The following is a 26,292-nucleotide window of genomic DNA, read 5'->3' as shown; positions in this document are numbered from 1 at the left end:
CCTCCGCGAGCTGCTCGCGCACCCGCCGCAGCGCCGCCGCCCGCTCGAGCGCCGCACCGGCGAGCTCGCGGCGCGTCGCACGCCGCGCCTCGAACCAGGTTGCAGCCGCGGCGAGCGGGCCTGCGGCGGCGAACACGAGCGAAAGCGGAGAGCGCGTCATCGCCCAGAGCACCCCCGCCATGAGCAGCGGTGCGAGGAGAGCGGCGACGGAGAGACCGCGGCGACGCTGCGGGGCGGGGCGAGCAGGAAGCGGGATGCTGGTTCGGATCGGCATGCTCCAGGCGAGCATGCGCTCGCGCGCGCAACCCGTCGGCGGCCGGGGCGCCGAACCGGGTGCTAGGCCGGCGCAGCCTGTGGAGGACGAGCCGAGCCGACGAGCCCGACGACCTCGATCACGATGACGCTGACATTGTCGCGACCGCCGTTGCCGAGTGCGGCGTCCAGGAGGCGACGCGCCGCAGCGGCCGGGTCGGCGCCCTGGGAAAGAAAGTAGAGCAGCCCATGCGCGGTGAGCTCCTTGGTGAGCCCGTCCGAGCACACCAGGATGCGGTCGCCCGGTGTCACCGGCAGCAGGGCGAAGTCCGGCACCGGATCCTCGCTGTAGCCGACGGCGCGCGTGATGATGTTGGAGTGGGGATGCGTCTCGGCCTGCTCCGCGGTGATCTCGCCCGCCTCCACCATCTGCTGCACGAGCGAATGGTCGCGGGTGAGCTGCACGAGCCCGCCCTCCTGGGCGAGGTAAACGCGTGAGTCGCCGATGTTGAACACGAGCCAGTACGGCGCGCCGCCCTGCACGGTGAGCGCCACGCCGGTGATGGTCGTGCCGGTGCCCGGGTCCTCGTCCCCCACGCCCTCGCTCATGTCGGCGACGGCGAGGCGGAGCGCGGTGACGAGCTGCTCCGGCTCGACGAACCCGCCCTCCGCTGCGACGGCCGCCAGCCTCTTCACCACCGCCGAGGAGGCGAACCCGCCGGCCTTGTGGCCGCCCATTCCGTCGGCGACGGCGAAGATCGGCACCCGGGCCAGAACGCTGTCCTCGTTGGCGGCGCGGCGATGCCCCCTGTCGGAGGCGCCCAGCCACGCCAGGCGGAGCTTTGAGCCGTCCGGCAGCACGACGTCGTGACGTCTGCTGCTGCGGCCGATCTGCGTCATAGGCCCATCTAAGCGCCGACAACAGACATTCCGCGCCGTGCGACGCCGAATGCGGAGACGGGCAAAGCCTACCGATTCCGTTGAATTTTGAGCATCTAGATTCGGATTCGCTTGCAGAGGGCCATTCAGACTGACAGAATCGTTCTATGTCGACCCCGATTCGCGCGTCATCCGCCCGACCGCAGCCGCTCGACGACGTCTCCAAGGCCATCATCGAGCAGCTCCAGGAGGATGGCCGGCGCTCCTACGCCGACATCGGCAAGGCGGTGGGCCTCAGCGAGGCGGCCGTGCGGCAGCGAGTGCAGAAGCTCACCGAGTCCGGCGCGATGCAGATTGTCGCCGTCACCGACCCGATGCAGCTCGGCTTCTACCGCCAGGCCATGATCGGCCTGCGCTGCAGCGGCGACACCCGCGTCGTCGCCGATCAGCTCGCCGCCATTCCGGCGGTCGACTACGTCGTGCTCACCGCCGGCGATTTCGACATCCTCGCGGAAATCGTCTGCGAGGACGATGATCACCTGATCTCGCTGCTCAACTCCGAGATCCGGGCCATCCCGGGCGTCTCCTCCACCGAGACGTTCGTGTATCTGAAGCTGCACAAGCAGCTCTACAACTGGGGAACCCGCTGAGCGCGGGGGTTAAGGAAGCCATCATGACCGATGTCTCATCGGCGTACGCAGGTCTGGACATGAGCGACGCCTCGCTGCAGCAGAAGGCGAAAGACCACCTCTGGATGCACATGACCTCGCAGGCACCGGCCGAGGCGGGCCAGGTGCCCATCATCGTGCGCGGCAAGGGCCACACCATCTGGGACAACCACGGCAAGTCGTACATCGACGGCCTCGCAGGCCTCTTCACCGTCAACGCCGGCCACGGCCGCAAGCGCCTCGCCCAGGTGGCGGCGCGCCAGGCGGAGGAGCTCGCGTTCTTCCCGCTCTGGTCGTACGCGCACCCCGCGGCCATCGAGCTCGCCGACCGGCTGGCCGACTATGCACCGGGCGACCTCAACCGGGTCTTCTTCTCCACCGGCGGCGGCGAGGCCGTCGAGACCGCGTTCAAGCTCGCGAAGAACTACTGGAAGCTGGTGGGCAAGCCCTACAAGACCAAGGTCATCTCGCGTGCGGTCGCCTACCACGGCACCACGCAGGGCGCACTCGCCATCACCGGCCTGCCGTCGCTCAAGGCGCAGTTCGAGCCTCTCACCCCAGGCGGGTTCCGCGTGCCGAACACCAACTACTACCGCGCCGAGGAGATGGGCTTCCCGGGCGGCACCGAGGAGGAGTTCGGCCTCTGGGCCGCGAACCGCATCGCGGAGATGATCGAGTTCGAAGGCCCCGAGACCGTCGCCGCCGTGTTCCTCGAGCCCGTGCAGAACTCGGGAGGCTGCTTCCCGCCGCCTCCCGGCTATTTCCAGCGCGTGCGCGAGATCTGCGACCGGTACGACGTGCTGCTCGTCAGCGACGAGGTCATCTGCGCCTTCGGGCGCATCGGCGGCATGTTCGCCTCAGCCGAGCTCGGCTACCAGCCCGACATGATCACCTGCGCCAAGGCCATGACGAGCGGCTACTCGCCGATCGGCGCAACCATCGTCAGCGACCGGATCTACGAGCCGTTCCGCACGGGCGAGAACAACTTCTACCACGGCTACACCTTCGGCGGTCACCCCGTTTCGGCGGCCGTGGCGCTGGAGAACCTCGACATCTTCGAGGAGGAGGGCCTCAACCAGCGCGTGCGCGACAACTCGCCGTTGTTCCGCGCCGAGCTCGAGAAGCTGCTCGCCCTGCCGATCGTCGGCGACGTGCGCGGTGCCGGGTACTTCTTCGGCATCGAGCTCGTCAAGGACAAAGCGACCAAGGAAACCTTCACCGACGAGGAGTCGGAGCGCATCCTCAAGGACTTCATCTCGCATCGGCTCTACGAGAACGGCCTCTACTGCCGTGCCGACGACCGCGGCGACCCGGTGATCCAGCTCTCGCCGCCGCTCACCATCGGCCCGGCAGAGTTCACCGAGATCAGGCAGATCCTCGAGGGCGTGCTCGCCGAGGCCTGGGGTCGGATCTAGCCGGATCGCGGCAGATCGAACGCGCTGTCGGGCAGCACTCCCTCGTCGAGCGCTGCCCGCAGCCGTCTCGCCGCCCGGTTGCTCGGGTCGAGCTCGATCGCGCGATCGAGCAGCCGAGCGGCGATCGAGCTCTGCCCGCGCAGCCAGTGGTCGTAGGCGACCAGCAGGAGACCCGCCGGCCGCCTGCGGCGCGGCAGCGCAGCCTCGACGTCGGCCGCGATCATAGCGGCCAGCTCGGCGATGTCGTCGGCGATCGCCTCGCCGCCGGGGTCGCCCGGTGCAGGCATGTCGAGTTCGCCGAGCGGGTGCCTGGCCCCGTCCGAGTACCGCGCCCAACCGTCCGCCGCGACGCAGAGCACGTCATGCACGCGAAAGCCGCCGCGGTCGAGTTGCTCGGCGAGCAGTGCCGCGAGGGCACGCTGAGGCGGGGATTCCGCCTCGAATGCCTCATCCGTGTAGATGGCGACGACGACGGCCTCGACGTGCGGCAGCCGGCAGAGCATGCCGGTGATCGCCGACACCGCCTGGCCGCCGGCGGAGGCGGGCGGCAGGTCGAAGCGCAGGGTGGAGGCCCGGGCGCCGGCGTGCACCGAGAGCAGCACGACGCTGTCGCGCGGCCGGTAGCCGAGCAGGCGCGGCACGGTCGCGAGCACGTCGCGCGGCGAGCGGAGGCGGATGACGGACTGGTCGGGGCTGGTCATAGCGGGATGGTGCGGGCCGCCCCCGACACCGCCATGCCGCGCCGCCGAGGCACGGCAGCGATCGCACGGTCGCGCGGCCCTGTGGAGGGCGACTACGCCTCGTCGACGACCGCGCCGGCGAACTGCGCGTTGTAGAGCCTCGCGTAGGGGCCGCCCGCCGCGAGCAATCCGGTATGCGTGCCCTGCTCGACGATGCTGCCGTGCTCCATGACGAGGATGAGGTCGGCATCGCGGATCGTCGAGAGCCGGTGCGCGATGACGAAGCTGGTGCGCCCCTGCCGCAGCACGCTCATCGCCTGCTGCACGAGGAGCTCCGTGCGAGTGTCGACCGAGCTCGTCGCCTCGTCGAGGATGAGGACCATCGGGTGGGCGAGGAAGGCGCGGGCGATGGTGAGCAGCTGCTTCTGGCCGGCCGAGACGTTGGAGCCCTCGTCGTCGATGACAGTGTCGTAGCCGCCCGGGAGCGCTCGGACGAAGCGATCGACGTAGGTCGCCTTGGCCGCCTCGACGATCTCGTCCTCGGTGGCATCCGGTCGGCCGTACGCGATGTTCTGGCGAATGGTTCCGGAGAACAGCCACGTGTCCTGCAGCACCATGCCCATGAGCTGCCGCAGTTCGCCGCGGCTCATGGTCTGCGTGTCGACGCCGTCGACGAGGATGCGGCCGCTCTGAGGGTCGTAGAAGCGCATCAGGAGGTTGACGAGCGTCGTCTTGCCTGCGCCGGTGGGACCGACGATCGCGACGGTCTGGCCCGGCTCGGCGATGAGCGAGAGGTCTGCGATGAGCGGGTTGTCCGCGTCGTAGCTGAAGCCGACGTGCTCGAACTGGATGCGGCCGCGGGGCTGCGCAGGACGCTCGGGCGCCGCGGGGTCGGGAGTCTGCTCGTCCGCATCGAGCAGCTCGAAGACGCGCTCTGCCGAGGCGACGCCCGACTGCAGCAGGTTGGCCATCGAGCCGAGCTGCGTCACCGGCTGGGTGAACTGCCGGGAGTACTGGACGAACGCCTGCACGTCGCCGAGCTGCATCATGCCGGATGAGACCCGCAAGCCCCCCGCGACCGCGACGACGACGTAGAGGATGTTGCCGATGAACATCATCGCGGGCATGATGACGCCCGACACGAACTGGGCGTTGAAGCTCGCCCGGAACAGCGCCTCGTTCTCGACGGTGAAACGCTCCTCGACCTCGCGGTGGCGCCCGAAGACCTTCACGAGGGCGTGACCGGTGAAGGTCTCCTCGACCTGTGCGTTGAGCGTTCCGGTGCGCCGCCACTGGTCGACGAACTGGCGCTGCGAGCGGCGCGCGATGTACGACGCGACGAAGATGCTCAACGGGATCGTCACCAGAGGGATGAAGGCGAGCTGCCACGAGACGATGAACATCATCACGATGATGCCGATGACCTGGAACAGCGAGGTGAGCACCTGCGCCATCGTCTGCTGCAGCGTCTGCGCGATGTTGTCGATGTCGTTGGTGACCCGGCTGAGGAGGTCCCCTCGCTCCATCCGGTCGAAGTACGTCAGCGGCAGCGCGTGGATCTTCCGCTCGACGTCCTCGCGCAGCCGGTAGACGGTGCGCTGCACGATGCCGTTGAGCAGGTAGGCCTGCAGCCACGACAGGACGGCAGAGCCGAAGTAGAGCAGGAGCACGACCGCGAGCAGCCGGCTGAGAGCCGTGAAGTCGATGCCCCGACCCGGCAGGAAGTCGATGCCGCCCAGCATGTCGGCGAGCTGGCCCTGCCCCGAGCTGCGGAGGCCCGCGATGACCTGGGCCTTGGTGAGGCCGGTCTGCAGTGCCTTGCCGAAGGCACCCGCGACGATGATGTTGGTGGCGTTGCCGAGCAGCCGCGGCCCCAGCACCGACAGGCCGACGCTGACGATCGTGAACACCGCCACGAGCACGACAAGCGCCCGCTCCGGGCTCAGCCGGCCGATAAGGCGCTTGGCGGAGGGTCCGAAGTTCATCGCCTTGCCGCTCGGCGCGACGCCGCCCGCCGTGCGACCCATCTCCCCCGCGCGCGCCACGCCGCCGCGCCCCATGCTCATGCGGCCTCCTCGGCGCTGAGCTGCGAGGAGACGATCTCCGCGTAGGTGGGATTGCCCGCGAGCAGCTCGTGGTGCGTGCCGACGCCCACGATGCGACCGGCGTCGAGCACGACGATGCGATCGGCATCCATGATCGTCGAGATGCGCTGGGCGACGATGACGAACGTCGCGCCGCGCTCGGTTTCCTTGAGCGCGATGCGCAGCCGTGCATCGGTGGCGAGGTCGAGGGCCGAGAACGAGTCGTCGAAGATGTAGATCTCCGGATGCTTGACGAGCGCGCGGGCGATGGCGAGACGCTGCCGTTGGCCGCCCGAGACGTTCACGCCGCCCTGGGCCACGGTAGCGTCGAGGCCGCCCATCGCGCGGACGAAGTCGCTCGCCTGGGCGGTATCGAGCGCGCGCCAGAGCTCGATCTCCGTCGCGTCGGGCTTGCCGTAGCGCAGGTTGCTCGCCACGGTGCCCGAGAACAGGAAGGGCTTCTGCGGCACGAGGCCGATGCGGCTCCACAGCAGATCGAGGTCGAGGCTCGTGACATCGACTCCGTCGACGGCCACCGTGCCGCTCGTCGCGTCGAACAGCCTGGGCAGCAGGCTGATGAGCGTCGTCTTGCCCGATCCGGTGCTGCCGACGATGGCGACGGTCTCGCCGCGTTCGACGCGGAAGCCGACATCGGTGAGCACAGGGGCCTGGGCGCCCGGGTAGTGGAATCCCACCGCCGAGAGTTCCACGGTGCCGATCTCGCGCAGCTCCACGATCGGTCGCTCGGGCTCGCGGACGCTCGACGCGGTGTCGAGCACCTCGGCGATGCGGTCTGCCGAGACGGCGGCGCGCGGCGCCATGACGCCGATGAAAGTCGCCATCATCACCGCCATGAGGATCTGCACGAGGTAGGTGATGAACGCGGTGAGCGCGCCGAGCTGCATCTGGCCGGAGTCGATGCGGAACGCGCCGAACCACATCACCGCAGCCGACGAGATGTTGACCGTGAGCATGACGATGGGGAACATCAGCGCGAAGAGCCGCCCGGCGCGCACCGCGGTGAGGGTCACTTCGTCGTTGGCCATGGTGAAGCGATCCGTTTCGATGCGCTCGCGGACGAAGGCGCGGATGACGCGGATGCCGGTGAGCTGCTCCCGCAGCACCTGGTTGATGCGGTCGATGCGGTTCTGCATGCGGCGGAACTGAGGCACCATCCGGGTGACGATGAGCGCGACCGCGACGAGCAGCACCGGCACGGCGATCCCGATGATCCAGGTGAGCTCGAGGTCCTGCTGCAGGGCGAGCACGACGCCCCCGACGGCGATGATCGGCGCCGAGACGAGCAGCGTGCAGGTCATGAGCACGAGCATCTGCACCTGCTGCACGTCGTTCGTGTTGCGGGTGATGAGGGATGGCGGCCCGAACTGCGCCACCTCCCGCTCGGAGAACGCCCCCACATGGGTGAAGAGCGCCAGCCGCAGGTCGCGGCCGAGGCCCATCGCGGCGCGGGCGCTGAAGTACACCGCGGCGATCGAGCAGGCGACCTGGGCGAGGGTGACGAGCAGCATCCACCCGCCGGTGCCGAGGATGTAGGAGGTATCGCCCTTGGCGATGCCGTAGTCGATGATGTCGGCGTTGAGCGTCGGCAGATAGAGCGAGGCCAGGGCCTGGGCGATTTGGAAGACGACGACCGCGAACAGCAGCCGCCAGTGCGGTTTCAGAAAATGGCCCAGCAGCCTCAACAGCATGTGCCGATCCTCGCACGCCCCCAATGTCAGTGGGTCGCGCTAGATTCGCCGCATGACCAAGGCAGCACTTTTCCTCGCACGCACCGAGTCGCCCATCGGGCGCATCGAGCTGACCAGCGACGGCGACGCGATCACCTCCCTCTCTGTCGCGAAAGACGGCGCCCTCCCCCTCGACGGCCTGCCCGCCAACTCGAACGCGGTCCTCGACGAGGCCGTCCGCCAGCTCGGCGAGTACTTCGCCGGCGACCGGGTCGACTTCGACCTTCCCGTGCACCTGACGGGCACCGAGTTCCAACGCAAGGTGTGGGCGGTCATCGCCGAGCTGCCGTTCGGCGAGTACACCTCCTACGGCGAGATCGGCCTCGAGGTCGGCCTTGGCCCGGTGGGTCGCGCGGTCGGCGGCGCAGTGGGTGCCAACCCGGTGCCGATCATCGTGCCCTGCCACCGCGTACTGTCCTCCGAAGGCCGCGTGACCGGCTACTCGGCCGGGGCGGGCATCCCGACGAAGCTGTGGCTGCTCGCCCACGAGGGCGTCACGCTTGCCGCGTGATCCGCTCACCGTCGGCGACGACGGGAAGGCGCGCCGCGTGTGGGCGGCCACACCGGAATACGTCGTCTACCACGACGACGAGTGGGGCATCCGATGTGCGACGACCGGCGCCTCATCGAGAAGCTCTGCGTCGAAGGCTTCCAGGCTGGGCTGTCCTGGCTGACGATTCTGCGGCGATCAGTGGGTCACGAGAGTCAGCCGTCGTCCGTCGAGCTCCAGACGGAACCCGGCCGAGTCGCCCCATTCGACGAATTCAGCCGGCGTCTGAGGGTCGACGCCGGCAAGAGCGAAGGCTCGGGCGAGCTCGCCTTTCGCGTGCTTGTTGAAGTGGTTGAGAGCGCGGCGACGGCTGGCGGCATCCTCGCTGACGACGTCGAGGACCACCGCGTCATCGCGATCAGGAATCGGCCCGAGTTCCGCGTAGGAACGCGACCGGGCGTCGACGATGAGCCCGCGCCGGGAGGCGAGCACCGCCGCCACGGGCTGCGCCCAGACCTCCTTGAGCCTGAGGCCTGGCAGACGCGAATCGTGCGAGAGCCGATAGTCGGGGATGCCGTCGAGCGCGCCGACCGGGCCGAACAGGGCGCTCTGGATGACGACGTGCCGACCGAGCCGCGCCCGGGCGGAATCCGGCAGGGTGGCCGCGTCGAGCGCGCCGTAGAGCACCCCGATGTAGCGGTCGGCCGCGGGCAGCACCCCGGATGTCTCGAGCACCCGGTTCTTGGCCACCTCGGCATACCGGGTGCGCCCCAGTTTCAGCGCGGCGACGGCGGCATCGCCGTCGGCGGCGAGTTCCCGGGTCGCGCGCAGAACCGCGCGCCGGGCATCCGCCAACTCCGGAAACCGCAGCGAGGCCAGCCGCAAACCGCCGCCGCCGCCGGGGCGCTTGGTCTCCGACGGCGGCAGCAGAAGCAGCAAAGGGCCTACGCCGATACGAGCTCGGCACGGCTCGCCACGACTGTGACGATGTCGGCTGCGATCGAGAAGTAGCCGCCTGCGGCGTTGGCGACGATCTTCTCGCCGCCGGGCAACGTGATGCGCACCTGGCCGTCGGCGAGCAGGCCGAGCACGGGTTCGTGACCGGGCAGCACACCGATCTCGCCGATCATCGTCCTGGCGACGACCATCTCGGCGTCGCCGGACCAGACCTTGCGATCGGCCGCGACGATGCTGACATTGAGGGTGCGGGCCATAGCCTAGCCGTTCTCCTTCTGGATCTGCGCCCACTTCGCCTCGACGTCGCCGATCGCGCCGACGTTGAAGAACGCCTGCACCGGCACGTGGTCGAAGTCGCCGCGCGCGATGGCGTCGAACGACTCGATGGTCTCCCTGATGGGCACGGTGGAGCCGTCGACGCCCGTGAACTTCTTGGCCATGTAGGTGTTCTGCGAGAGGAACTGCTGAATGCGGCGGGCGCGCTCCACGGTGATCTTGTCCTCTTCGGAGAGCTCGTCGACACCGAGGATCGCGATGATCTCCTGGAGCTCCTTGTTCTTCTGGAGGATCTGCTTCACCGTCGTCGCGACCCGGTAGTGGTCTTCGCCGATGTAGCGCGGGTCGAGGATGCGGCTCGTCGAAGTGAGCGGGTCGACCGCGGGGTAGAGACCCTGCGAGGCGATCTCGCGCGACAGCTCGGTCGTCGCGTCGAGGTGCGCGAAGGTCGTGGCGGGCGCCGGGTCGGTGTAGTCGTCAGCGGGAACGTAGATCGCCTGAAGCGAGGTAATCGAGTGGCCGCGGGTCGAGGTGATGCGCTCCTGGAGGACACCCATCTCGTCGGCGAGGTTGGGCTGGTAGCCCACCGCCGACGGCATGCGGCCGAGCAGCGTCGACACCTCGGATCCGGCCTGAGTGAAGCGGAAGATGTTGTCGATGAAGAGGAGCACGTCCTGCCTCTGGACATCGCGGAAGTACTCGGCCATCGTCAGCGCCGAGAGGGCGACGCGCAGGCGCGTCCCGGGCGGCTCGTCCATCTGGCCGAAGACGAGCGCCGTCTTATCGAAGACTCCGGCCTCCTCCATCTCGTGGATGAGGTCGTTGCCCTCACGGGTGCGCTCGCCGACGCCGGCGAACACCGAGACACCACCGTGGTTCTGCGCGACGCGCTGAATCATCTCCTGGATGAGGACGGTCTTGCCGACTCCCGCTCCGCCGAAGAGGCCGATCTTGCCGCCCAGCACGTATGGGGTGAGGAGGTCGATGACCTTGATGCCGGTCTCGAACATCTGGGTCTTCGACTCGAGCTGGTCGAACGCCGGGGCCTTGCGGTGGATCGGCCAGCGCTCGGTGATCTCGATCTTCTCGCCGGGGATGGCGTTGAGCACGTTGCCGGTGACGTCGAACACGTGGCCCTTGGTCACGTCGCCGACGGGGACCGAGATGGCAGCTCCGGTGTTGCGCACCTCCTGGCCGCGGACGAGGCCGTCGGTCGGCTTGAGAGCGATCGCGCGCACGAGGTCGTCGCCGAGGTGCTGCGCGACCTCGAGCGTGATCTCGTAGGCGTTCTCCTCATCGCCGAGCGAGACGGTCGTCACGAGCGCGTTGTAGATCTCGGGGATCGCGTCATGCGGGAACTCGATGTCGACGACGGGGCCGGTGACGCGTGCGATGCGCCCGACGGCGAGCGGGGTGTCGCCCGCGGCGGTCTTCTCAGCGGTAGCGATGCTCATGGCTGTCTCTCTCTGAATGGGGTCTATTTGCGGGACACGAGGGCGTCGGCGCCGCCGACGATCTCGGAAATCTGCTGGGTGATCTCGTCCTGGCGGGCGTTGTTCGCCAGGCGCGTGTAGTTGCGGATGAGCTTGTCGGCGTTGTCGGATGCCGATTTCATCGCCCGCTGCGTCGCCGCGTGCTTCGCCGCGGCTGACTGGAGGAGGGCGAAGAAGATGCGGCTCTTGACGTAGTCGGGCAGCAGCTGGTCGAGCACCGTCTGGGCATCCGGCTCGAACTCGTAGAGGGGCAGGATGCCCGTGCCCGCCTCAGGGATCTCGTCGGCGTCGAAGACGTCGACGAGCTGGAGCGGAAGCAGACGGCGCACGACCGGGGTCTGGGTGAGCATGCTGACGAAGCGGTTGAAGACGACGTGCAGCTCTCCCACGCCGCCCTCCTCCTGCGGGGTGGTGAAGGCGCCGATAAGATCGGCAGCGATCTCCTCGGCGAGCGAGAACTCGGGGGTGTCGGTCTCGCCGACCCAACTGCGCACGAACGCGCGGCGACGGAACGCGAAGTAGCCGACGGCCTTGCGGCCGACCAGGTAGAAGTCGACCTGCTTGCCCTGCTCGTGCAGCAGCTCCTCGAGTTCGAGCGCCTCGCGGATGACCTGCGAGTTGAAGGCGCCCGCAAGCCCGCGGTCGGCGGTGACGACGAGAACCGCGGCGCGCGTGATGCTCTCGCGCTCGGTGGTGAGGACGTGCTTGGCATTGGACATCGCGGCCACGAGACCGGTCAGACGCGAAAGCTCGGTGGTGTACGGGTCGGCCTCGTTGACACGCGCCTGCGCCTTCGAGATCCGGCTCGCGGAGATGAGCTCCATCGCCCGCGTGATCTTCTTGGTCGTCTGGGCAGAGCGGATCTTCTGCCGGTAGACGCGAAGCTGTGCTCCCATGTCAGTGGCCCTTGACGATCTTCTCCTGCTCGACGGCCTCGGCCTCGAGGGCCTCGTATTCCTCCGAGCCGGACTGGATGAGGGGCTTGCCTTCGCCGGTCTGGAACTCGAGCTTGAACAGGTCGACGTGCTTGGCGAGTTCGGCCTCGGTGTCGTCGTCGAGGACGTTCGTCGAGCGCAGGGTGTCGAGGATCTTCGTGTTGCGAGCCAGGTACTCGAGGAACTCCTTCTCGAAGCGCAGGATGTCGGGAACATCGACGTCGTCGAGCTTGCCGTTGGTGCCTGCCCAGATCGAGACGACCTGATCCTCGATGGGGAAGGGCGAGTACTGCGGCTGCTTGAGCAACTCGGTGAGGCGGGCGCCACGCGCGAGCTGGCGGCGCGACGCGGCATCCAGGTCGGAGGCGAACATGGCGAACGCCTGGAGCGCCCGGTACTGGGCGAGCTCGATCTTGAGGGTGCCGGAGACCTTCTTGATCGACTTCACCTGGGCGTCACCGCCGACGCGGGACACCGAGATGCCGACGTCGACCGCAGGGCGCTGGTTGGCGTTGAAGAGATCGGACTGGAGGAAGATCTGGCCGTCGGTGATCGAGATCACATTGGTCGGGATGTAGGCCGAAACGTCGTTCGCCTTGGTCTCGATGATGGGCAGGCCCGTCATGGACCCGGCGCCGAGCTCGTCGGAAAGCTTCGCGCAGCGCTCGAGCAGACGGGAGTGCAGGTAGAACACGTCGCCGGGGTACGCTTCGCGGCCCGGCGGGCGGCGCAGCAGCAGTGACACAGCCCGGTAGGCCTCGGCCTGCTTCGACAGGTCGTCGAAGACGATGAGGACGTGCTTGCCGGCGTACATCCAGTGCTGGCCGATGGCCGAGCCGGTGTAGGGGGCGAGGTACTTGAAGCCGGCCGGGTCGGAGGCGGGAGCGGCGACGATGGTCGTGTACTCCATCGCGCCGGCGTCCTCGAGGGCGCCCTTCACCGCGGCGATGGTCGAGCCCTTCTGGCCGATCGCGACGTAGATGCAGCGGACCTGCTGGTTCGGGTCGTTCGACTCCCAGTTGGCCTTCTGGTTGATGATGGTGTCGATCGCGATGGCCGTCTTGCCGGTCTGGCGGTCGCCGATGATGAGCTGGCGCTGACCGCGGCCGATGGGGATCATCGCGTCGATGGCCTTGATGCCGGTCTGCAGCGGCTCGTGCACCGACTTGCGCTGCATGACGCCGGGTGCCTGCAACTCGAGGGCGCGGCGGCCTTCCGTCTTGAGTTCGCCGAGGCCGTCGATGGGGGTGCCCAGCGGATCGACGACACGGCCGAGGTAGCCGTCGCCGACCGGAACGGAGAGGACCTCGCCGGTGCGGGTGACCTCCTGGCCCTCTTCGATGCCGGTGAACTCGCCGAGCACGACGACGCCGATCTCGTTCTCGTCGAGGTTGAGGGCGAGACCGAGGGTGCCGTCGCCGAAGCGCAGCAACTCGTTCGCCATTGCGCTGGGAAGGCCTTCGACGTGTGCGATGCCGTCCGCAGCGTCGAGCACGTGGCCCACCTCGGCCGTGGCGGCCTTGGCCGGCTCGTAGGACGAGACGAAGTCTTTCAGCGCGGCCCGGATCTCGTCGGGGCTGATGGAGAGCTCTGCCATGGTGTTCCTCTTGTCGGTTATGCGAGCGCGAGACGGATGTCGTTGAGACGCGTCTGGATGCTGCTGTCGATCACGTCGTCGCCGACCTGCACCCGCAGGCCGCCGATGAGCGATGGGTCGATGATCTGGTTGAAGGCGATGCTGCGGCCGTACTTGGTCGAGAGCACGCCGCGCAGCCGGCTGAGCTGTGCGGGGTCGAGCGCCTGCGCGCTCGTGATGACCGCGACGGACTGCCCGAGTTCGTCGGCGACGACACGCTCGGCCCAGGTCAGCGATTCGCGGATGCTGCGACCGCGGTCGTTCGCGACGAGTTGGCCCACCAGGGCGATAGTCGCGGGCGAGCCGCCCTTCAGCAGCGCAGCGGCGAGCCTGGCCTTGGCGTCGCCGGGGGCGAGCTTGTTGCGCAGCGCGAGCTCGAGCTCGGGATCCGAGGTCACGGCCGCCTCGAAGGCGAACAGCTCGTCGGCGATGGGGGCGCCGGACACCGCCGCAAGCGCGCGCACGCCGATCTCCTCGATGGCGCCGACCACGTCCCAGGGCGCCGACCACCGCTGCTCGGCGGCGGCGAGGAGAATGGCTTGGGCGGGTGCGGTCACCTTGGCCCGGAACGTCTGGTTGACGAGCGCAGCCTTGGCGGCGCCCTCCGCCGAGGCGTCGGCGATCGCCCCGCGAAGCTGCGCCGAGCCGGCCAGCAGACCGGACACGGCGAAGAGATCCTCCGCCGTCCTCAGATCGGCGGCCTTGCCCTGCTGCGCGAGAACATCGCGCAACGCGGTCACTGCTTCACGAGTAGCGCTGCCCATCAGGAGTTCGCCCCTGCCTTCTGCTGGGACTCGAGCTCCGCGAGGAAGCGCTCGACGACGCCGACCGCCTTCTTGTCGTCCTTGAGGGATTCGCCCACGACGCCCGACGCCAGGTCGATGGCGAGCGTGCCGACCTCGGAGCGCAGCTGCGCCTCTGCCGCCTTGCGGTCAGCCTCAAGTTGAGCGGCCGCTGCGGCATGCACCCGTGCGGCCTCCACGAGGGCGGCGTCGCGGTGCTCGGCCACAATCTTCTTGCCCTCCTCGCGAGCGGTCTCGCGAATCTTCGCCGCTTCGGCGCGGGCATCCGAGAGCTGCGAGGTGTAGTTGTCGAGCACGGCCGTCGCTTCGGCCTGAGCCTTCTCGGCGCGCTCGATGCTGCCCTCGATCGCGTCGTGACGGGCGTCGAGCGCCTTGTTCATGGTCGGGACGATCTTCCAGATCATGAACGCCAGCACGATGACGAACGCGAGTGTGCCCCAGATCAGATCGGGGAGCGCGGGAACCAGCAGGCTGCCGCTGCTCGAGTCCGCGGCCTGAACCGATGGGGTGAGCGCAATGAGCATGGGAACTCCTTCGGCCGAAGCCCAGATCACGGCTTGGGGAACGGGATGAACGCCACGGCGATCGCGATGAACGCGAGCGCCTCGGTAAGCGCGATGCCGAGGAACATGAGGCTGGTCAGGCGGCCCTGCATTTCAGGCTGCCGCGCGACCGACTCAATCGTCTTGCCGACGATGACGCCGACACCGACACCGGAACCGATGGCGGCCAGTCCGAACGCGAGCGGAGCAAGCTGTCCGACGATGTCTACTACATTCACGGGGATTCCTTTCAGAGGTGGTACGAAACTGGATGCTGTCTCTAGACGGGCTCGTCGGCGATGGCCATCTGGATGTAGATAGCGGCGAGGAAGGTGAAAACGTAAGCCTGCAGCGCGCCGACGAAGATCTCGAAGACGAGCCACACGGTGCCGAAGGCGAAGGCGGGGACGCCGAGCAGGCCCACGAAGTTGCCCTGCGCGAGCACGGTGAAGAGGAAGAACTGCGTTGCGCTGAACACCAGAACGCTCAGCATGTGGCCTGCGACCATGTTCATCAGGAGCCGCAGCGTCAGCGTGATGGGCTGCAGGATGAAGGTCGAGAACGCCTCGATCGGTGTGAGCAGGACGTAGAGCGGCCATGGCACACCAGGGGGGAAGAGAACGTTCTTGAAATACCGCAAGCCGTGCTGCTTGACCCCGGCGTAGATGTAGAGCACCCACGCCAGCAGGGCCATGATGAGCGGCAGGCCGATGACCGAAGTGCCTGCGATGCCGAGTCCAGGCACCTCACCGGTGAGATTCATGCCGAGCACGACGAAGAAGAACGTCAGCAGCACGCTCTGGAATCGCTTGCCGTCCTTCTCGCCGAGGGTGTCGAAAATTATGCCATCGCGGACGAACCCAAAGACGAACTCGAACGCAGCCTGGCCGCGACCCGGCACGACCTTCATCTTGCGCGTCCCGAGCCACATGAGCACCACGAGAACGGCGACGACCAAAAGACGGATCAGCATGATCCGGTTGAGCGCGAACGGGGTTCCCTGGAAGAGGACGTCAGCCGGGAAGAAGTCGTTGACCGACGGCCCCTCGAAGCCGCCCGAGTCAGCCGCCTTGACGAAGAACGGTGCGAGCAGGTGCACAGCGTTAGTTATCAGCGCTATCTCCTGTTTCCAGACATCGAGCATCGATTGTTTCGATGTCGATAACGATGGCCTGCCGAGCCAAGCGCAGCAACGCGCCGGACAGCAGGGGGAACACCCTTATCGTACTAGGGAACTCCCACCCCGACAAATCTGAACGAGCGGTTGAAGGCTGCTACTTCGGGTCGAGGACGTACGGAACGCGTCCCCTCGCGACGACCACGACGTCGACGACGAGCGAGGCGAGGACGCCGACGATCACGCAGCAGAACAGCACCGTCGGATCCGCCCACGGCTGGCCGCGCAGCACGAGCGCGATGACGAAGAAGAGCACGAGCTTGACGAACCAGCCGCCCATCATCACCGACAGGAAGACCACCACATAGGACGGTTGCCCCGCGAACCGGTTCGTGAGAAGGATGCTCAGCGCGGTGAGGATTGCGAAGAACGCGGCGACGGCGGCTCCGGCGAGCGCGCTCCACACGCCGGTCCATCCGACGGCGAGGTAGCCGATGATCCCGCCCCCGACGGCGATGGCGAGCGCCGCGATGCTGTTCCACCGAATGGAACGCAGGAGCACTGTCTCATGGGTGTCGAACGAACTCACAGCGCCTCTTCCTTGGTGTTCCTGCGCAGCCTCGGCGCGAGGGTGATGACGGCGCAGACCGCGAACCCGACGACGAGGAAGACGATACCGACCCACGACGGCACGGTCGGCGCGAACGAGAAGAGGAGGAATCCGACCGAGACCACCGCCGTCCAGGCGTAGAAGATGAACACCGCCTGCAGATGGGTGTGGCCGAGGTCGAGGAGGCGGTGGTGCAGGTGCTTGCGGTCGGCGGTGAACGGCGAGCGCCCGGCCGAGACCCGGCGCACCACCGCGAGCACGAAGTCGAGGAACGGCACGATGAGGATCACGAACGGCAGGACGATCGGCAGGAACGCCGAGAGCAGCTGGGTGCGGCCGACGTTCTGGATGAGCACGGACGGCCCGAACTGGCCCGTCACGGCGATGGCGGAGGTGGCCATGAGGAGGCCGACGAGCAGGGCGCCGGAATCCCCCATGAACATGCGCGCCGGATGCCAGTTAAACGGCAGGAATCCGATGCACGCGCCGATGAGGATGACCGTAATGAACGAGGCGAGGCTGAAGTAGTTCTGCGGACTCGTGCGCACCGTGATCGAGTAGGTGTAGACGAGGAAGACGACGTTGCCGATGAGGGCGACGCCGACGACGAGGCCGTCGAGGCCGTCGATGAAGTTGATGGCGTTCATCACGAGCACGATGACGAAGATCGTGATGATGACCGAGGCGAGCGACGAGCCGACGACGATGCCGCCGATCGGCAGCGAGAGCAGCTGCACGCCGAGCCAGGCGACGAGGCCGGCTGCGGCGAACTGGCCGGCGAGCTTCGTCATCCAGTCGAGGTCCAGAAAGTCGTCGAGGGTGCCGAGGACGACGATGAGGAGTCCGGCGCCGAGGATCGCGAAGACGGGCCGCGGGTCGGCGAGCACCGCCTGGATGAGCGGCGAGTAGCGGGCGACGACGAACGCGCCGCCGAAGCCGACGGCGATGCCGAGAAACATCGCGATACCGCCGAGGCGCGGCGTCGGGCGGGTGTGGACGTCGCGCTCGCGGATCGCCGGGTAGAGCTTGAAGCGCATGGCCAGCCGGTAGATGGCGAACGAGAAGCCGAAGGTGACGACCGCGGACACCGCCCCGATGAGCAGCAGAACCCTCATGGCGTGGGGCCGGCCAGCCTGTCGCCGAGCACGTCGCGCAGGGCAGCCGCCGAGACGACGCCCTGGCGCAGGATCGTCACCGGGAGCCCGGCGGCGAGCCCGGTCGCGTCGACGATCGTCGAGGCTCCCCCGGCCTCGCCCGCGTCGGCGTAGTCGGCGCCCGACGGGCCGGCGTCCAGGTAGACGGCGATCTCCTCGCCGAGCATCTCCGCCGCCTCCTGCGCGGTCTTCGCAGCGGGCAGCCCGGTCTTGTTCGCGCTCGAGACGGCGAGCGGGCCGGTCTCGGCGAGCAGGTCGAGGGCGACGGTGCTGCGCGGCATGCGGAGCGCGACTGTGCCATGGGTGTCGCCGAGGTCCCACTGCAACGACGGTTGCGCGGGCAGCACGATGGTGAGCCCGCCTGGCCAGAACGCCGCGGCGAGCATGCGCACCTCGTCGGGCACGGAGGCCGCGAGCGCCTCGAGCTGAGCGGTGCCGGGGATCAGCACGGGCGGCGGCGACTGGCGGCCGCGGCCCTTCGCTTCGAGGAGGTTCGCGACGGCCTTCGCGTCGAAGGCGTCGGCGGCGATGCCATAGACCGTGTCGGTCGGGATGACGGCGAGATGACCGCGCCGGATCGCCGCGCGCGCCAGCCTCATGCCGGCGAGCAACTCTTCGGGCTGGGAGCAGTCGTAGATGATCGGCATCGCGGCTCCCATGCTAGTTGCGGAGCCCGGCAGAATACCTCAGCCGCGGGGTGCCGCGACGTGGCGGCAGCCACGAGGTCGGCGCGCAGCGACAGGTATTCGTGAAGCAGTTTCGTGGTCCCGGGCTTGAAGTCGACAAGGAAGCCGACCTCGCTCGAGGCCGGGTCGAAGCGGTCGGCGACTGCCGAGCCGAACACGTGCAGACGGGCCACGCCATGCGCTTCGCCGACGCGCGCGATGGCGCCGCGGTCACGAAGCACGGCGGCGGTCACCATCCGATTCTCCTGGCGAGAGGGGGAAGAGGGCCTGGGAACAGGGCGGTGCGGCCACTACCGCACCCGCGCCGCGGCGATCTTGACCACCGTGCGGTAGCCGGCCTTCCAGCCAGTGACCTTCACGATGATGCGCTTGCCGCGCAGCGCCTTGGTGATGGCGAGCGCGGGGCCTGTCGCGCCCTTGATCGGCGCGCCGTTCGCGTACCACTGGTAGCCGAACCGGGTGCCCTTGGTCCAGGCCCCGGTTCTGACGGTGAGGCGTGAGGCGACGACCGCCTTTCCGACGAGGGTCGGGTCGGACGCCCTGAGAGCGGCCGCCGCACCCCGCGAGGTGTCGAGCCTCCAGGTGGAGCCGAAGAGCGACTGCGCGCTCGTCGCTCCGATCGCCGACACCATGGGGAATCCGAAGGTGTAGTACACGGCATGCGGGCCGAACACCGAGTCGTCGCGGTAGCCCGCAGCGATGTTCGTGCTGTTCGCCTTGCGGCTCTTCGCCGAGCAGTCGTACCAGTCGCTGAGCGAGGTGATGCCGACCGCGTACTCGCCCATCATGATCGGGCCGCCCGAGTCGCCCGGCAGCGCACAGGCCGTCGTCACCACGGTGTTGAGGTGCACCCACACCGGGTTGCCGTGCTTGTCGAGCGCTCCGGTCGCGTAGAGCTCGTCGTGGTCGACGCCCATGATCGTGCCGCACTGCCAGCCGCTCGTGATGCCGGAACGGCACACCGGGGCACCGACGATGCCGGCGGATTGCCCGATGACGGGCACGGGCGCACCGCCGTCGGACCAGCCGCCGGCCCACGTCGTCACCGCGGCGCGCGTCCTCGCCTGCCTGTTCGTGATCGCGACGAGGCCCGCGTCCCCTCCTCCGCCGAAGGCGAAGGTGCGCTTGAGGAACGAGCCGAAAGCACCCGACGCGAGCACCATGTCGTCGACGGCGCCGGCGGCGTATGGCGTCACCGGCCCGTCAGGGGTGTCGATGTTCGCCTTGGGCGAGCCGCAGTGGCCCGCGGTGAGGTACTGCCTCTGGCGGGTGCGGGCGTCGTGGCCGAGGAATCCCACCGTGCACACCCACGCGCCGGGAGCCCCTCCGGGATCGGTTCCGGTGAAGTAGTAGCCGTCGCCGCCGTCAAGCACGCCGCCGTTGTCGATCGGGCTCGTGAAATCGCCGGACTGGGCGCGGGCGAGGCGGCTGGTCGTCGACACCGCCAGCCCGGGCTGGTCGCCGACGACGGGCGATGCGCCCGCAGCGCGGATCGTCTCCTCGTCACCAGCGGTCTTGAGATACACCGTCAGCCGGGTGCCGTCGATGCGCGAGCCCGCGACCGGCACACCGGCTTCGCGCAGGGAGTCGACGACGGTGACGGCCGCCGCGGCCGCCGCCGTGTCGGCGAGGTACTCGGCCGTCGTCATGCCGAGCTGAGACTCGAGCTGGGCGGCGAGACCAGGGCCGAGTGCGTCGGCCTCGGCGGCATAACGCGCGGGAGCGAACTGCGACGGGTCGTAGCGCGCGGCGAACTGCTTCGGGTGGACCGCGGCGCCGAGCGCTCCTGACACGGAGACGGCGAGCAGCGCGGCGGCCGGGAGAAGGGCGGCCGTCGACCAGGCGAGAACCCGGGTCGGCGTGCTGACGCCCTGGCGCTTCCTGCGCATCGACGACCCCTTCCTGGGCTCGCGTGGTACGTCAGGAGGTATCGGCTGATCGGCGGTGTTCGGTTATCGAATCGCGGTAGTCACCCGGTCGCGGGTTGTGAGGTCGCGGTGAGTCGAAGGGGCGCGCCAGCCGTCGGCGGCGAGGATTCCGCGGATCTCGGCACCCTGCAGCTCGCCGTGCTCGATGACGAGCGCGCCGCCCGGATGGAGCAGGCGCCAGGCGGTGAGGGAGAGGCCGCGCACGACGTCGAGCCCGTCCGGACCGCCGTAGAGCGCGAAGGCGGGATCGAAGAGGCGCACCTCCGGGTCGCGCGGGATGGCGTCGTCCGGGACGTACGGCGGATTCGAGACGACGACGTCGAGGGTGCCGTCGAGCTCGGCCAGGGTAACCGACTCGGTGAGGTCGCCGCCGACGACCACGACGTTCGAGACGCGGTTCGCGGTGACGTTGCAGACCGCCCACCGCAGGGCTTCCGGCGACTTCTCGACCGCCCAGACGCGCGCCGTCGGCACCTCGGTCGCGAGGGCGAGGGCCAGCGCGGCGCTTCCGGTTCCGAGGTCGGCGGCACGCGGCTGCGGAGTGGGCGCCGCGCGCAGCGCGTCGATCGCGAGCTGGGCGGTGAGCTCGGTCTCCGGCCGGGGCGTGAAGACGCCGGGGCCGACCGCGAGCTCCAGCGAGCGGAATGCGGCGCGGCCGGTGAGGTGCTGCAGCGGCTCGCGGGCGGCGCGGCGGTCGGCGATGCCGCGGATGGCATCGAGCTGAGCGGCCTCGAGGGGGGAATCCAGCACCGCAAGCGCCCGCACGCGGCCCCGACTCACGTCGAGCACATGGCCCAGAATGAGCTCGGCGTCGGCCTCGGGGGTGGAAACGTCCGCGGCGGCCAGCTGCGCGGCCACCTCGGCGAGCGCTTCGCGGACCGTAACAGTGTGACGTCGCATGACACGCCAACTCTAGGCTGGGGCGTATGGCCCGGATTCACGAGAACATCACCACCGCCGTCGGAAACACTCCGCTCGTCAAACTCAACCGGCTTCCGGGCGATGCGAGGGCGACCGTGCTCGCGAAGCTCGAGTTCTACAACCCCGCCAGCAGCGTCAAAGACCGCATCGCGGTCGCGATCGTCGACGCGGCCGAGGCCGCGGGCACGCTGGCACCGGGCGGCACCATCGTCGAGGCCACCAGCGGCAACACCGGCATCGGCCTCGCCCTCGTCGGCGCTGCGCGCGGCTACAAGACGATCCTCGTCATGCCCGACACCATGAGCCGCGAACGCCGCCTCGTGCTGCGCGCGCTCGGCGCCGAGGTCGTCCTCACGCCCGGCGCCGAGGGCATCACCGCCTCGATCGAGCGCGTCAAGGAGATCGTCGCCGCGACGCCGAACGCGATCTGGGCGCGCCAGTTCGAGAACCCTGCGAACCCGGCCATCCACTACACGACCACCGGCCCCGAGATCTGGGCCGACACCGAGGGCAAGGTCGACGCGTTCGTCGCCGGCATCGGCACCGGCGGCACGATCACCGGCACCGGGCGCTTCCTCAAGGACCAGAACCCCGCGATCAAGGTCTATGCGGTCGAGCCGGCCGAAACCGCGGTGTTCCGCGGCGGCGCACACGGCCCGCACCGCATCCAGGGCATCGCGCCCGGATTCATTCCCGAGATACTCGACACCACCGTGTACGACGAGGTCGTGCCGGTGAGCTCGGACGACGCCCTCGAGACCGCGCGCCTGCTCGCGTCGCAGGAAGGCATCTTCGCCGGCATCTCCTCCGGCGCCGCGGTGAAAGCCGCCGTCGAGATCGCAAAGCGGCCCGAGAACGAGGGCAAGGTCATCGTCGCGCTCGTCCCGGACACCGGCGAGCGCTACCTCTCGACCGCGCTGTACAAGCACCTCGCCGACGCCGACTGAACGCGAGCATGTTCTCGAGAATCCGGGAAGACATCGCGGCGGTGCGCACGAACGATCCGGCCGCGCGCACGAGCGCCGAGGTGTTCTGGCTGTACTCGGGGATGCACGCGCTCTGGGCGCACCGCGTCGCACATGCGTGGTGGCAGGGCGGAGCGAAAGGCCCAGCGCGGGCGCTCGCGCAGTGGACGCGCGCCGTGACCGGCGTCGAGATCCACCCGGCGGCGACCATCGGGCGGCGGGTCGTCATCGACCACGGCATGGGCGTCGTCATCGGCGAGACCGCCGAGGTGGGCGACGACGTGCTCATCTACCACGGCGTGACCCTCGGGGGCCGCTCGCTCGCGAAGGGCGTGAAGCGCCACCCCACCATCGGCGACCGCGTCACGATCGGCGCCGGCGCGAAGGTGCTCGGGCCGATCGAAATCGGTGCTGGCAGCCAGATCGGAGCGAACTCGGTCGTGGTGCGCTCGGCGCCCGCGGGCAGCGTGCTCACCGGCATTCCGGCTCAGGTGCGGAGCTCGGCCTCGATCGACATGGCCTTCTACATCTAGGCCTCTAAGCCGTGCCGCCGGAGGGGGTATCGAGCCACTGGAGGGTCGCGGCGAGGCAGATGGCGGCGCGGTAGTTGCGCGCGGTCTTGCCTGAGCGCATCGCAACGTCCTGGGCGTTGAACCGTCGCTTCTGCATAGTCGCGGACGCGTTCGCCGTGCAGACCTGACGGCTCGCACTCTCTTCGCTAGGCCGTGTCGCCGCCCTTGAAGGCGTGCACGATCGCACTGACGGCGACCCCGGCGATGTCGCTCATCGCGCCGGTGACCGTGAGGACGATGGCGATCGCATCCAGCCCTGGCAGGGCCAGACCAGCGAGCAGCACGATCACCCCGACAATGATTGCGCTGTTCCCATAGCGAAACAGCCCTCGAAGATGCGGATTCGTCATCCACTCACGTTAGACCCGAGAGAGTGCGTGACCAATGACGAACAGCGCCTCCGGACTGATATCGGGCGCCGGCGCAGCTCTACGGCAATTCATGCAGCGAAGACCCGGCCGAAGTCCGCACTACTGGGTGTCGCCGAGGGCGGCGAGCTGCGCTTCCTCGTCGGCCTGGATCGCGGAATCGATGACGGGCTCGAGGGCGCCGTTCATGACCTGGTCGAGGTTGTAGGCCTTGTAGCCGGTGCGATGATCGGCGATGCGATTCTCGGGGAAGTTGTAGGTGCGAATGCGTTCCGAGCGGTCCATCCCCCGGATCTGCGACTTGCGCGCCGCCGAAGAGGCGGCCTCGAGCTCCTCCTGCTGACGGGCAAGCAGGCGAGCGCGCAGCACGCGCAGGGCGGCCTCACGGTTCTGGATCTGCGACTTCTCGTTCTGCATCGAGACGACGATGCCAGTGGGAAGGTGGGTGATGCGCACCGCGGAATCCGTCGTGTTCACCGACTGACCGCCAGGGCCGGACGAGCGGAACACGTCGACGCGGATGTCGTTCGGGTTGATCTCGACCTCTTCGGGCTCGTCGACCTCGGGGAACACGAGCACGCCCGCCGTCGACGTCTGGATGCGGCCCTGCGACTCGGTCACCGGCACCCGCTGCACACGGTGCACGCCGCCCTCGTACTTGAGGTGCGCCCAGACGCCTTCGGACGGGTCGCTCGAGTTTCCCTTGATGGCGACCTGCACGTTGCTGTAGCCGCCGAGGTCGGTGTCGTCATGCTCGAGGATCTCGGTCTTCCACCCCTTGGACTCGGCGTAGTGGACGTACATCCGCAGCAGGTCGGCCGCGAACAGCGCCGACTCGGCGCCACCGGTGCCGCCCTTGATCTCGAGGATGACGTCGCGGCCGTCGTCGGGGTCGCGCGGGATGAGCAGGCGGCGCAGCTTCTCCTCGGCGGCGTGGAGCTGCCCCTCGAGGCTGGGGATCTCGGCGGCGAACGCCTCGTCCTCCTTCGCCAGCTCGCGCGCGGCGTCCAGGTCGTCGCCGAGCTGCTGCCACCGCTCGTAGGCAGCCTTGATCTGGCTCAGCTCGGCGTAACGCCGGTTGACCTTCTTGGCGCGCGCCGGGTCGGCATGCAGAGCCGGGTCGGCGAGCTGCTGCTGCAGCTCATCGTGCTCGGCGAGCAGCCCCTTGACAGACTCGAACATCGGATCACCTCGTCAAACGTTCCCGTTGGATACGCACGCGCCCGTCCGGACGGGACGTCTCGTACTTGGTGGGCACGCCGGTCAGCGGCGCGAGTGCTCGGCTTCGTGCGAGTGTGCAGTCGCCGGAACGGCCGGCATCGATTTCTGCATCTGCACGAGGAACTCGACGTTCGAGGACGTTTCCTTGAGCTTGCCGAGGATGACCTCGATGGCCTGCTCGGGGCTGAGGCCGGCGAGCGCGCGGCGCAGCTTCCAGGTGATCTTGACCTCGTCGGGGCTGAGGAGCATCTCCTCACGGCGGGTGGATGAGGCGTTGACGTCGACGGCCGGGAAGATGCGCTTGTCGGCAAGCTGGCGCGAGAGGCGCAGCTCGCTGTTACCGGTGCCCTTGAACTCCTCGAAGATGACGTCGTCCATCTTGGAGCCGGTCTCGACGAGGGCGGTGGCGAGGATGGTCAGCGACCCGCCGTGCTCGATGTTGCGCGCCGCGCCGAAGAAGCGCTTCGGCGGGTAGAGCGCTGCCGCATCCACGCCGCCGGACAGGATGCGGCCCGACGCGGGTGCACTGACGTTGTAGGCACGACCGAGGCGGGTGATCGAGTCGAGCAGCACGACGACATCGTGACCGAGCTCGACGAGGCGCTTGGCGCGCTCGATGGCGAGCTCGGCGACCGTGGTGTGGTCTTCGGCGGGACGGTCGAAGGTCGAGGCGATGACCTCGCCCTTCACCGTGCGCTGCATGTCGGTGACCTCTTCCGGCCGCTCGTCGACGAGCACGACCATGAGGTGGACCTCGGGGTTGTTCGTCGTGATGGCGTTCGCGATCTGCTGCAGCACGATCGTCTTGCCGGCCTTCGGCGGGGCGACGATGAGGCCACGCTGGCCCTTGCCGATGGGAGCGACGAGGTCGATGATGCGCTGCGTCACCTTGCTCGGCTCGGTCTCGAGGCGCAGGCGCTCCTGCGGGTAGAGCGGGGTGAGCTTGCCGAACTCTACGCGGGCGAGGGCCTGGTCGACGGTCTGGCCGTTGACCGAGTCGACCTTGACGAGTGCGTTGTACTTCTGGCGCCCCGGGTTCTCGCCGTCGCGCGGCTGGCGGATGGCGCCGACGACAGCATCGCCCTTGCGCAGGCCGTATTTCTTGACCTGACCGAGCGAGACGTAGACGTCGCTCGGGCCGGGCAGGTAGCCCGTGGTGCGGACGAAGGCGTAGTTGTCGAGCACGTCGAGGATGCCTGCGACGGGGATGAGCACGTCGTCGTCGCTGAGCTCGATCTCGCCATCCTCGCCGAGCGGGCCGCGCTTGCGGTTGCGATCGCGCTGGCGGGAATCGCCCTGGTCGCCGTTCTGCGAGTTCTGGCCGCGCTGGGTGCCCTGGCCGCTCTGGGGGGCGATGGACTGGGCGTCGGCCTCGCCCTCGCCGGCCGGGCCATCTGCACGGTTCCGGTTCCGGTTCCGGTTCCGGTTCCGGCGACTGCGACGGCTCGTTCCGGCCGGTTCGCCCGCCTCGGGCTCGCCTTCGCCTTCACCTTCGGCATCGCCGTCCTTCGCCTCGCTGAGAGCGTCGAGCGCCGGCAGCAGCGATTCGACGCTCGCAGTGACGTGGTCGCTGGCGGCGACGGCACCGAGGTCGGCGCTCGTCGCGCGACGCGAGCGGCGCGGAGGCAGGAGGTCGGCGAGGGGGGGCGGCTCCACATCGGCACCGGGTGCAGGGGCCTCCTCGAAGACGGTGACGCCGGATGCGTCGGCCTGCGCCGCCTGGATGGCCGCGATGAGCTCCGGCTTGCGGAGCTTGCCCGCGCCCTCGATGCCGAGGGTAGCCGCGACCTCCTGAAGCTCCGCGACCTTGAGGCGCGCGATGTTGATCTCTGCGGTGGTGGTGTCAGTCACTGGGATTCCTTTTCTCCAACGGGCGCGGGTGCGGCCTCGTC

Annotated in this window: 29 protein-coding genes and 1 pseudogene; 6 read left to right on the top strand and 24 right to left on the bottom strand. The window is 68.7% G+C overall.

What is annotated here, in order from left to right; translation table 11 throughout:
• Window positions 1-274: hypothetical protein (locus tag M7D61_RS08240; RefSeq protein WP_298229401.1), on the bottom strand; the 274-nt coding region annotated here is incomplete at its 3' end.
• 62 nt (window positions 275-336) lie between these two features.
• Window positions 337-1,152, bottom strand: a complete 816-nt coding sequence (locus M7D61_RS08235; protein ID WP_298229399.1) for a protein phosphatase 2C domain-containing protein — start codon at window positions 1,150-1,152, stop codon at window positions 337-339.
• Between the two features lie 146 nt (window positions 1,153-1,298).
• On the opposite strand from M7D61_RS08235, the gene M7D61_RS08230 reads away from it, so the two are divergent.
• Window positions 1,299-1,781 (top strand): Lrp/AsnC family transcriptional regulator, encoded by a 483-nt coding sequence (locus M7D61_RS08230; protein WP_298229397.1) that lies wholly within the window; start codon window positions 1,299-1,301, stop codon window positions 1,779-1,781.
• A gap of 23 nt (window positions 1,782-1,804) precedes the next feature.
• Window positions 1,805-3,214 (top strand): aspartate aminotransferase family protein, encoded by a 1,410-nt coding sequence (locus tag M7D61_RS08225; RefSeq protein WP_298229395.1) that lies wholly within the window; start codon window positions 1,805-1,807, stop codon window positions 3,212-3,214.
• Here the strand turns inward: M7D61_RS08225 and M7D61_RS08220 are convergent.
• From M7D61_RS08220 to M7D61_RS08210, 3 genes are all read right to left on the bottom strand, one after another.
• On the bottom strand, window positions 3,211-3,915 hold the full coding sequence (locus M7D61_RS08220; RefSeq protein ID WP_298229393.1) for a DUF4192 family protein: 705 nt from the start codon (window positions 3,913-3,915) through the stop codon (window positions 3,211-3,213). The genes M7D61_RS08225 and M7D61_RS08220 overlap by 4 nt on opposite strands.
• A 92-nt stretch (window positions 3,916-4,007) precedes the next feature.
• Complete coding sequence (locus M7D61_RS08215) at window positions 4,008-5,954, bottom strand: ABC transporter ATP-binding protein (protein ID WP_298229408.1); 1,947 nt, start codon at window positions 5,952-5,954, stop codon at window positions 4,008-4,010.
• A 2-nt stretch (window positions 5,955-5,956) separates the two neighbouring features.
• Window positions 5,957-7,687 (bottom strand): ABC transporter ATP-binding protein, encoded by a 1,731-nt coding sequence (locus M7D61_RS08210; protein WP_298229391.1) that lies wholly within the window; start codon window positions 7,685-7,687, stop codon window positions 5,957-5,959.
• A gap of 52 nt (window positions 7,688-7,739) precedes the next feature.
• On the opposite strand from M7D61_RS08210, the gene M7D61_RS08205 reads away from it, so the two are divergent.
• Both M7D61_RS08205 and M7D61_RS08200 read left to right on the top strand, forming a co-directional pair.
• On the top strand, window positions 7,740-8,237 hold the full coding sequence (locus M7D61_RS08205) for a methylated-DNA--[protein]-cysteine S-methyltransferase (protein ID WP_298229389.1): 498 nt from the start codon (window positions 7,740-7,742) through the stop codon (window positions 8,235-8,237).
• 37 nt (window positions 8,238-8,274) lie between these two features.
• A pseudogene (locus M7D61_RS08200) lies at window positions 8,275-8,414 on the top strand (DNA-3-methyladenine glycosylase I); the annotation flags it as partial.
• Here M7D61_RS08200 and yaaA read toward each other — a convergent pair.
• The 15 genes from yaaA to prmC all read right to left on the bottom strand — a co-directional run bounded on the left by yaaA (window position 8,415) and on the right by prmC (window position 21,253).
• Window positions 8,415-9,155, bottom strand: coding sequence for a peroxide stress protein YaaA (yaaA, locus tag M7D61_RS08195; protein WP_298229387.1), 741 nt, complete (start codon window positions 9,153-9,155; stop codon window positions 8,415-8,417). It abuts the pseudogene before it with no gap.
• A 5-nt stretch (window positions 9,156-9,160) separates the two neighbouring features.
• Entirely contained in the window at window positions 9,161-9,430 is a 270-nt protein-coding gene (locus M7D61_RS08190; protein ID WP_298229386.1) for a F0F1 ATP synthase subunit epsilon, read from the bottom strand.
• 3 nt (window positions 9,431-9,433) lie between these two features.
• Window positions 9,434-10,903 (bottom strand): F0F1 ATP synthase subunit beta, encoded by a 1,470-nt coding sequence (gene atpD / locus M7D61_RS08185; RefSeq protein WP_298229383.1) that lies wholly within the window; start codon window positions 10,901-10,903, stop codon window positions 9,434-9,436.
• Between the two features lie 23 nt (window positions 10,904-10,926).
• The gene (locus M7D61_RS08180; protein ID WP_298229381.1) at window positions 10,927-11,838 is read right to left on the bottom strand and encodes a F0F1 ATP synthase subunit gamma; all 912 of its coding nucleotides are present in this window, start codon (window positions 11,836-11,838) and stop codon (window positions 10,927-10,929) included.
• Between the two features lies 1 nt (window position 11,839).
• Window positions 11,840-13,474, bottom strand: a complete 1,635-nt coding sequence (gene atpA, locus M7D61_RS08175; protein ID WP_298229379.1) for a F0F1 ATP synthase subunit alpha — start codon at window positions 13,472-13,474, stop codon at window positions 11,840-11,842.
• 17 nt (window positions 13,475-13,491) lie between these two features.
• A complete protein-coding gene (locus tag M7D61_RS08170) occupies window positions 13,492-14,277 on the bottom strand; it encodes a F0F1 ATP synthase subunit delta (RefSeq protein WP_298229377.1) in 786 nt (261 codons plus the stop codon).
• The gene (locus tag M7D61_RS08165) at window positions 14,277-14,840 is read right to left on the bottom strand and encodes a F0F1 ATP synthase subunit B (protein WP_298229376.1); all 564 of its coding nucleotides are present in this window, start codon (window positions 14,838-14,840) and stop codon (window positions 14,277-14,279) included. The genes M7D61_RS08170 and M7D61_RS08165 overlap by 1 nt, the downstream gene beginning before the upstream one ends.
• A gap of 26 nt (window positions 14,841-14,866) precedes the next feature.
• Window positions 14,867-15,097, bottom strand: a complete 231-nt coding sequence (atpE, locus tag M7D61_RS08160; protein ID WP_298229374.1) for a F0F1 ATP synthase subunit C — start codon at window positions 15,095-15,097, stop codon at window positions 14,867-14,869.
• 41 nt (window positions 15,098-15,138) lie between these two features.
• Window positions 15,139-16,002 carry a F0F1 ATP synthase subunit A gene (atpB, locus tag M7D61_RS08155; RefSeq protein ID WP_298229372.1) on the bottom strand — a complete coding sequence of 288 codons (864 nt, stop codon included), beginning with the start codon at window positions 16,000-16,002 and terminating at the stop codon, window positions 15,139-15,141.
• Between the two features lie 130 nt (window positions 16,003-16,132).
• Window positions 16,133-16,564 carry a hypothetical protein gene (locus M7D61_RS08150; RefSeq protein WP_298229370.1) on the bottom strand — a complete coding sequence of 144 codons (432 nt, stop codon included), beginning with the start codon at window positions 16,562-16,564 and terminating at the stop codon, window positions 16,133-16,135.
• Complete coding sequence (locus tag M7D61_RS08145) at window positions 16,561-17,700, bottom strand: MraY family glycosyltransferase (protein ID WP_298229368.1); 1,140 nt, start codon at window positions 17,698-17,700, stop codon at window positions 16,561-16,563. Before M7D61_RS08145 ends, M7D61_RS08150 begins: the two co-directional genes overlap by 4 nt.
• Window positions 17,697-18,386, bottom strand: a complete 690-nt coding sequence (locus M7D61_RS08140) for an L-threonylcarbamoyladenylate synthase (protein WP_298229366.1) — start codon at window positions 18,384-18,386, stop codon at window positions 17,697-17,699. Before M7D61_RS08140 ends, M7D61_RS08145 begins: the two co-directional genes overlap by 4 nt.
• Entirely contained in the window at window positions 18,335-18,658 is a 324-nt protein-coding gene (locus M7D61_RS08135) for a hypothetical protein (RefSeq protein ID WP_298229364.1), read from the bottom strand. Before M7D61_RS08135 ends, M7D61_RS08140 begins: the two co-directional genes overlap by 52 nt.
• Before the next feature lie 57 nt (window positions 18,659-18,715).
• A complete protein-coding gene (locus M7D61_RS08130) occupies window positions 18,716-20,314 on the bottom strand; it encodes a S1 family peptidase (protein WP_298229362.1) in 1,599 nt (532 codons plus the stop codon).
• Window positions 20,315-20,377: 63 nt separating this feature from the next.
• Complete coding sequence (gene prmC / locus M7D61_RS08125) at window positions 20,378-21,253, bottom strand: peptide chain release factor N(5)-glutamine methyltransferase (protein ID WP_298229361.1); 876 nt, start codon at window positions 21,251-21,253, stop codon at window positions 20,378-20,380.
• Between the two features lie 26 nt (window positions 21,254-21,279).
• Between prmC and cysK the strand changes: the two genes are divergently transcribed.
• Window positions 21,280-22,221, top strand: coding sequence for a cysteine synthase A (gene cysK / locus M7D61_RS08120; protein ID WP_298229359.1), 942 nt, complete (start codon window positions 21,280-21,282; stop codon window positions 22,219-22,221).
• A gap of 8 nt (window positions 22,222-22,229) precedes the next feature.
• The gene (gene cysE, locus M7D61_RS08115) at window positions 22,230-22,772 is read left to right on the top strand and encodes a serine O-acetyltransferase (protein WP_298229357.1); all 543 of its coding nucleotides are present in this window, start codon (window positions 22,230-22,232) and stop codon (window positions 22,770-22,772) included.
• 4 nt (window positions 22,773-22,776) lie between these two features.
• On the opposite strand, the gene M7D61_RS08110 is transcribed toward cysE, so the two are convergent.
• The 4 genes from M7D61_RS08110 to rho form a co-directional block, all read right to left on the bottom strand.
• Entirely contained in the window at window positions 22,777-22,908 is a 132-nt protein-coding gene (locus M7D61_RS08110) for a hypothetical protein (protein WP_298229356.1), read from the bottom strand.
• A 49-nt stretch (window positions 22,909-22,957) separates the two neighbouring features.
• Complete coding sequence (locus tag M7D61_RS08105; protein ID WP_298229354.1) at window positions 22,958-23,161, bottom strand: hypothetical protein; 204 nt, start codon at window positions 23,159-23,161, stop codon at window positions 22,958-22,960.
• Window positions 23,162-23,281: 120 nt separating this feature from the next.
• Window positions 23,282-24,361: a peptide chain release factor 1 gene (gene prfA / locus M7D61_RS08100; protein ID WP_298229332.1), complete on the bottom strand. Its 1,080-nt coding sequence runs from the start codon at window positions 24,359-24,361 to the stop codon at window positions 23,282-23,284.
• A gap of 81 nt (window positions 24,362-24,442) precedes the next feature.
• Window positions 24,443-26,257: a transcription termination factor Rho gene (gene rho / locus M7D61_RS08095; protein ID WP_298229406.1), complete on the bottom strand. Its 1,815-nt coding sequence runs from the start codon at window positions 26,255-26,257 to the stop codon at window positions 24,443-24,445.
• Window positions 26,258-26,292 lie beyond the last annotated feature (35 nt).

Source organism: Gryllotalpicola sp. (assembly GCF_027352875.1).
GTDB lineage: Bacteria > Actinomycetota > Actinomycetes > Actinomycetales > Microbacteriaceae > Gryllotalpicola.
Note: the sequence above shows the minus strand (reverse complement) of the source record. Positions and strands in the feature narration are given on the sequence as shown.

What these genes read in the sequence shown, in the direction of transcription:
- M7D61_RS08145 (WP_298229368.1), bottom strand. Translation starts at nt 17,700, where the DNA reads ATGAGGGTTCTGCTGCTCATCGGGGCGGTGTCCGCGGTCGTCACCTTC.
- M7D61_RS08205 (WP_298229389.1), top strand. Translation starts at nt 7,740, where the DNA reads ATGACCAAGGCAGCACTTTTCCTCGCACGCACCGAGTCGCCCATCGGG.
- M7D61_RS08230 (WP_298229397.1), top strand. Translation starts at nt 1,299, where the DNA reads ATGTCGACCCCGATTCGCGCGTCATCCGCCCGACCGCAGCCGCTCGAC.
- M7D61_RS08170 (WP_298229377.1), bottom strand. Translation starts at nt 14,277, where the DNA reads ATGGGCAGCGCTACTCGTGAAGCAGTGACCGCGTTGCGCGATGTTCTC.
- M7D61_RS08210 (WP_298229391.1), bottom strand. Translation starts at nt 7,687, where the DNA reads ATGCTGTTGAGGCTGCTGGGCCATTTTCTGAAACCGCACTGGCGGCTG.
- atpA (WP_298229379.1), bottom strand. Translation starts at nt 13,474, where the DNA reads ATGGCAGAGCTCTCCATCAGCCCCGACGAGATCCGGGCCGCGCTGAAA.
- M7D61_RS08140 (WP_298229366.1), bottom strand. Translation starts at nt 18,386, where the DNA reads ATGCCGATCATCTACGACTGCTCCCAGCCCGAAGAGTTGCTCGCCGGC.
- M7D61_RS08215 (WP_298229408.1), bottom strand. Translation starts at nt 5,954, where the DNA reads ATGGGGCGCGGCGGCGTGGCGCGCGCGGGGGAGATGGGTCGCACGGCG.
- prfA (WP_298229332.1), bottom strand. Translation starts at nt 24,361, where the DNA reads ATGTTCGAGTCTGTCAAGGGGCTGCTCGCCGAGCACGATGAGCTGCAG.
- M7D61_RS08235 (WP_298229399.1), bottom strand. Translation starts at nt 1,152, where the DNA reads ATGACGCAGATCGGCCGCAGCAGCAGACGTCACGACGTCGTGCTGCCG.
- M7D61_RS08110 (WP_298229356.1), bottom strand. Translation starts at nt 22,908, where the DNA reads ATGCAGAAGCGACGGTTCAACGCCCAGGACGTTGCGATGCGCTCAGGC.
- M7D61_RS08190 (WP_298229386.1), bottom strand. Translation starts at nt 9,430, where the DNA reads ATGGCCCGCACCCTCAATGTCAGCATCGTCGCGGCCGATCGCAAGGTC.
- M7D61_RS08105 (WP_298229354.1), bottom strand. Translation starts at nt 23,161, where the DNA reads ATGACGAATCCGCATCTTCGAGGGCTGTTTCGCTATGGGAACAGCGCA.
- M7D61_RS08165 (WP_298229376.1), bottom strand. Translation starts at nt 14,840, where the DNA reads ATGCTCATTGCGCTCACCCCATCGGTTCAGGCCGCGGACTCGAGCAGC.
- M7D61_RS08225 (WP_298229395.1), top strand. Translation starts at nt 1,805, where the DNA reads ATGACCGATGTCTCATCGGCGTACGCAGGTCTGGACATGAGCGACGCC.
- M7D61_RS08220 (WP_298229393.1), bottom strand. Translation starts at nt 3,915, where the DNA reads ATGACCAGCCCCGACCAGTCCGTCATCCGCCTCCGCTCGCCGCGCGAC.
- atpD (WP_298229383.1), bottom strand. Translation starts at nt 10,903, where the DNA reads ATGAGCATCGCTACCGCTGAGAAGACCGCCGCGGGCGACACCCCGCTC.
- atpB (WP_298229372.1), bottom strand. Translation starts at nt 16,002, where the DNA reads ATGCTCGATGTCTGGAAACAGGAGATAGCGCTGATAACTAACGCTGTG.
- prmC (WP_298229361.1), bottom strand. Translation starts at nt 21,253, where the DNA reads ATGCGACGTCACACTGTTACGGTCCGCGAAGCGCTCGCCGAGGTGGCC.
- cysE (WP_298229357.1), top strand. Translation starts at nt 22,230, where the DNA reads ATGTTCTCGAGAATCCGGGAAGACATCGCGGCGGTGCGCACGAACGAT.
- M7D61_RS08180 (WP_298229381.1), bottom strand. Translation starts at nt 11,838, where the DNA reads ATGGGAGCACAGCTTCGCGTCTACCGGCAGAAGATCCGCTCTGCCCAG.
- M7D61_RS08130 (WP_298229362.1), bottom strand. Translation starts at nt 20,314, where the DNA reads ATGCGCAGGAAGCGCCAGGGCGTCAGCACGCCGACCCGGGTTCTCGCC.
- cysK (WP_298229359.1), top strand. Translation starts at nt 21,280, where the DNA reads ATGGCCCGGATTCACGAGAACATCACCACCGCCGTCGGAAACACTCCG.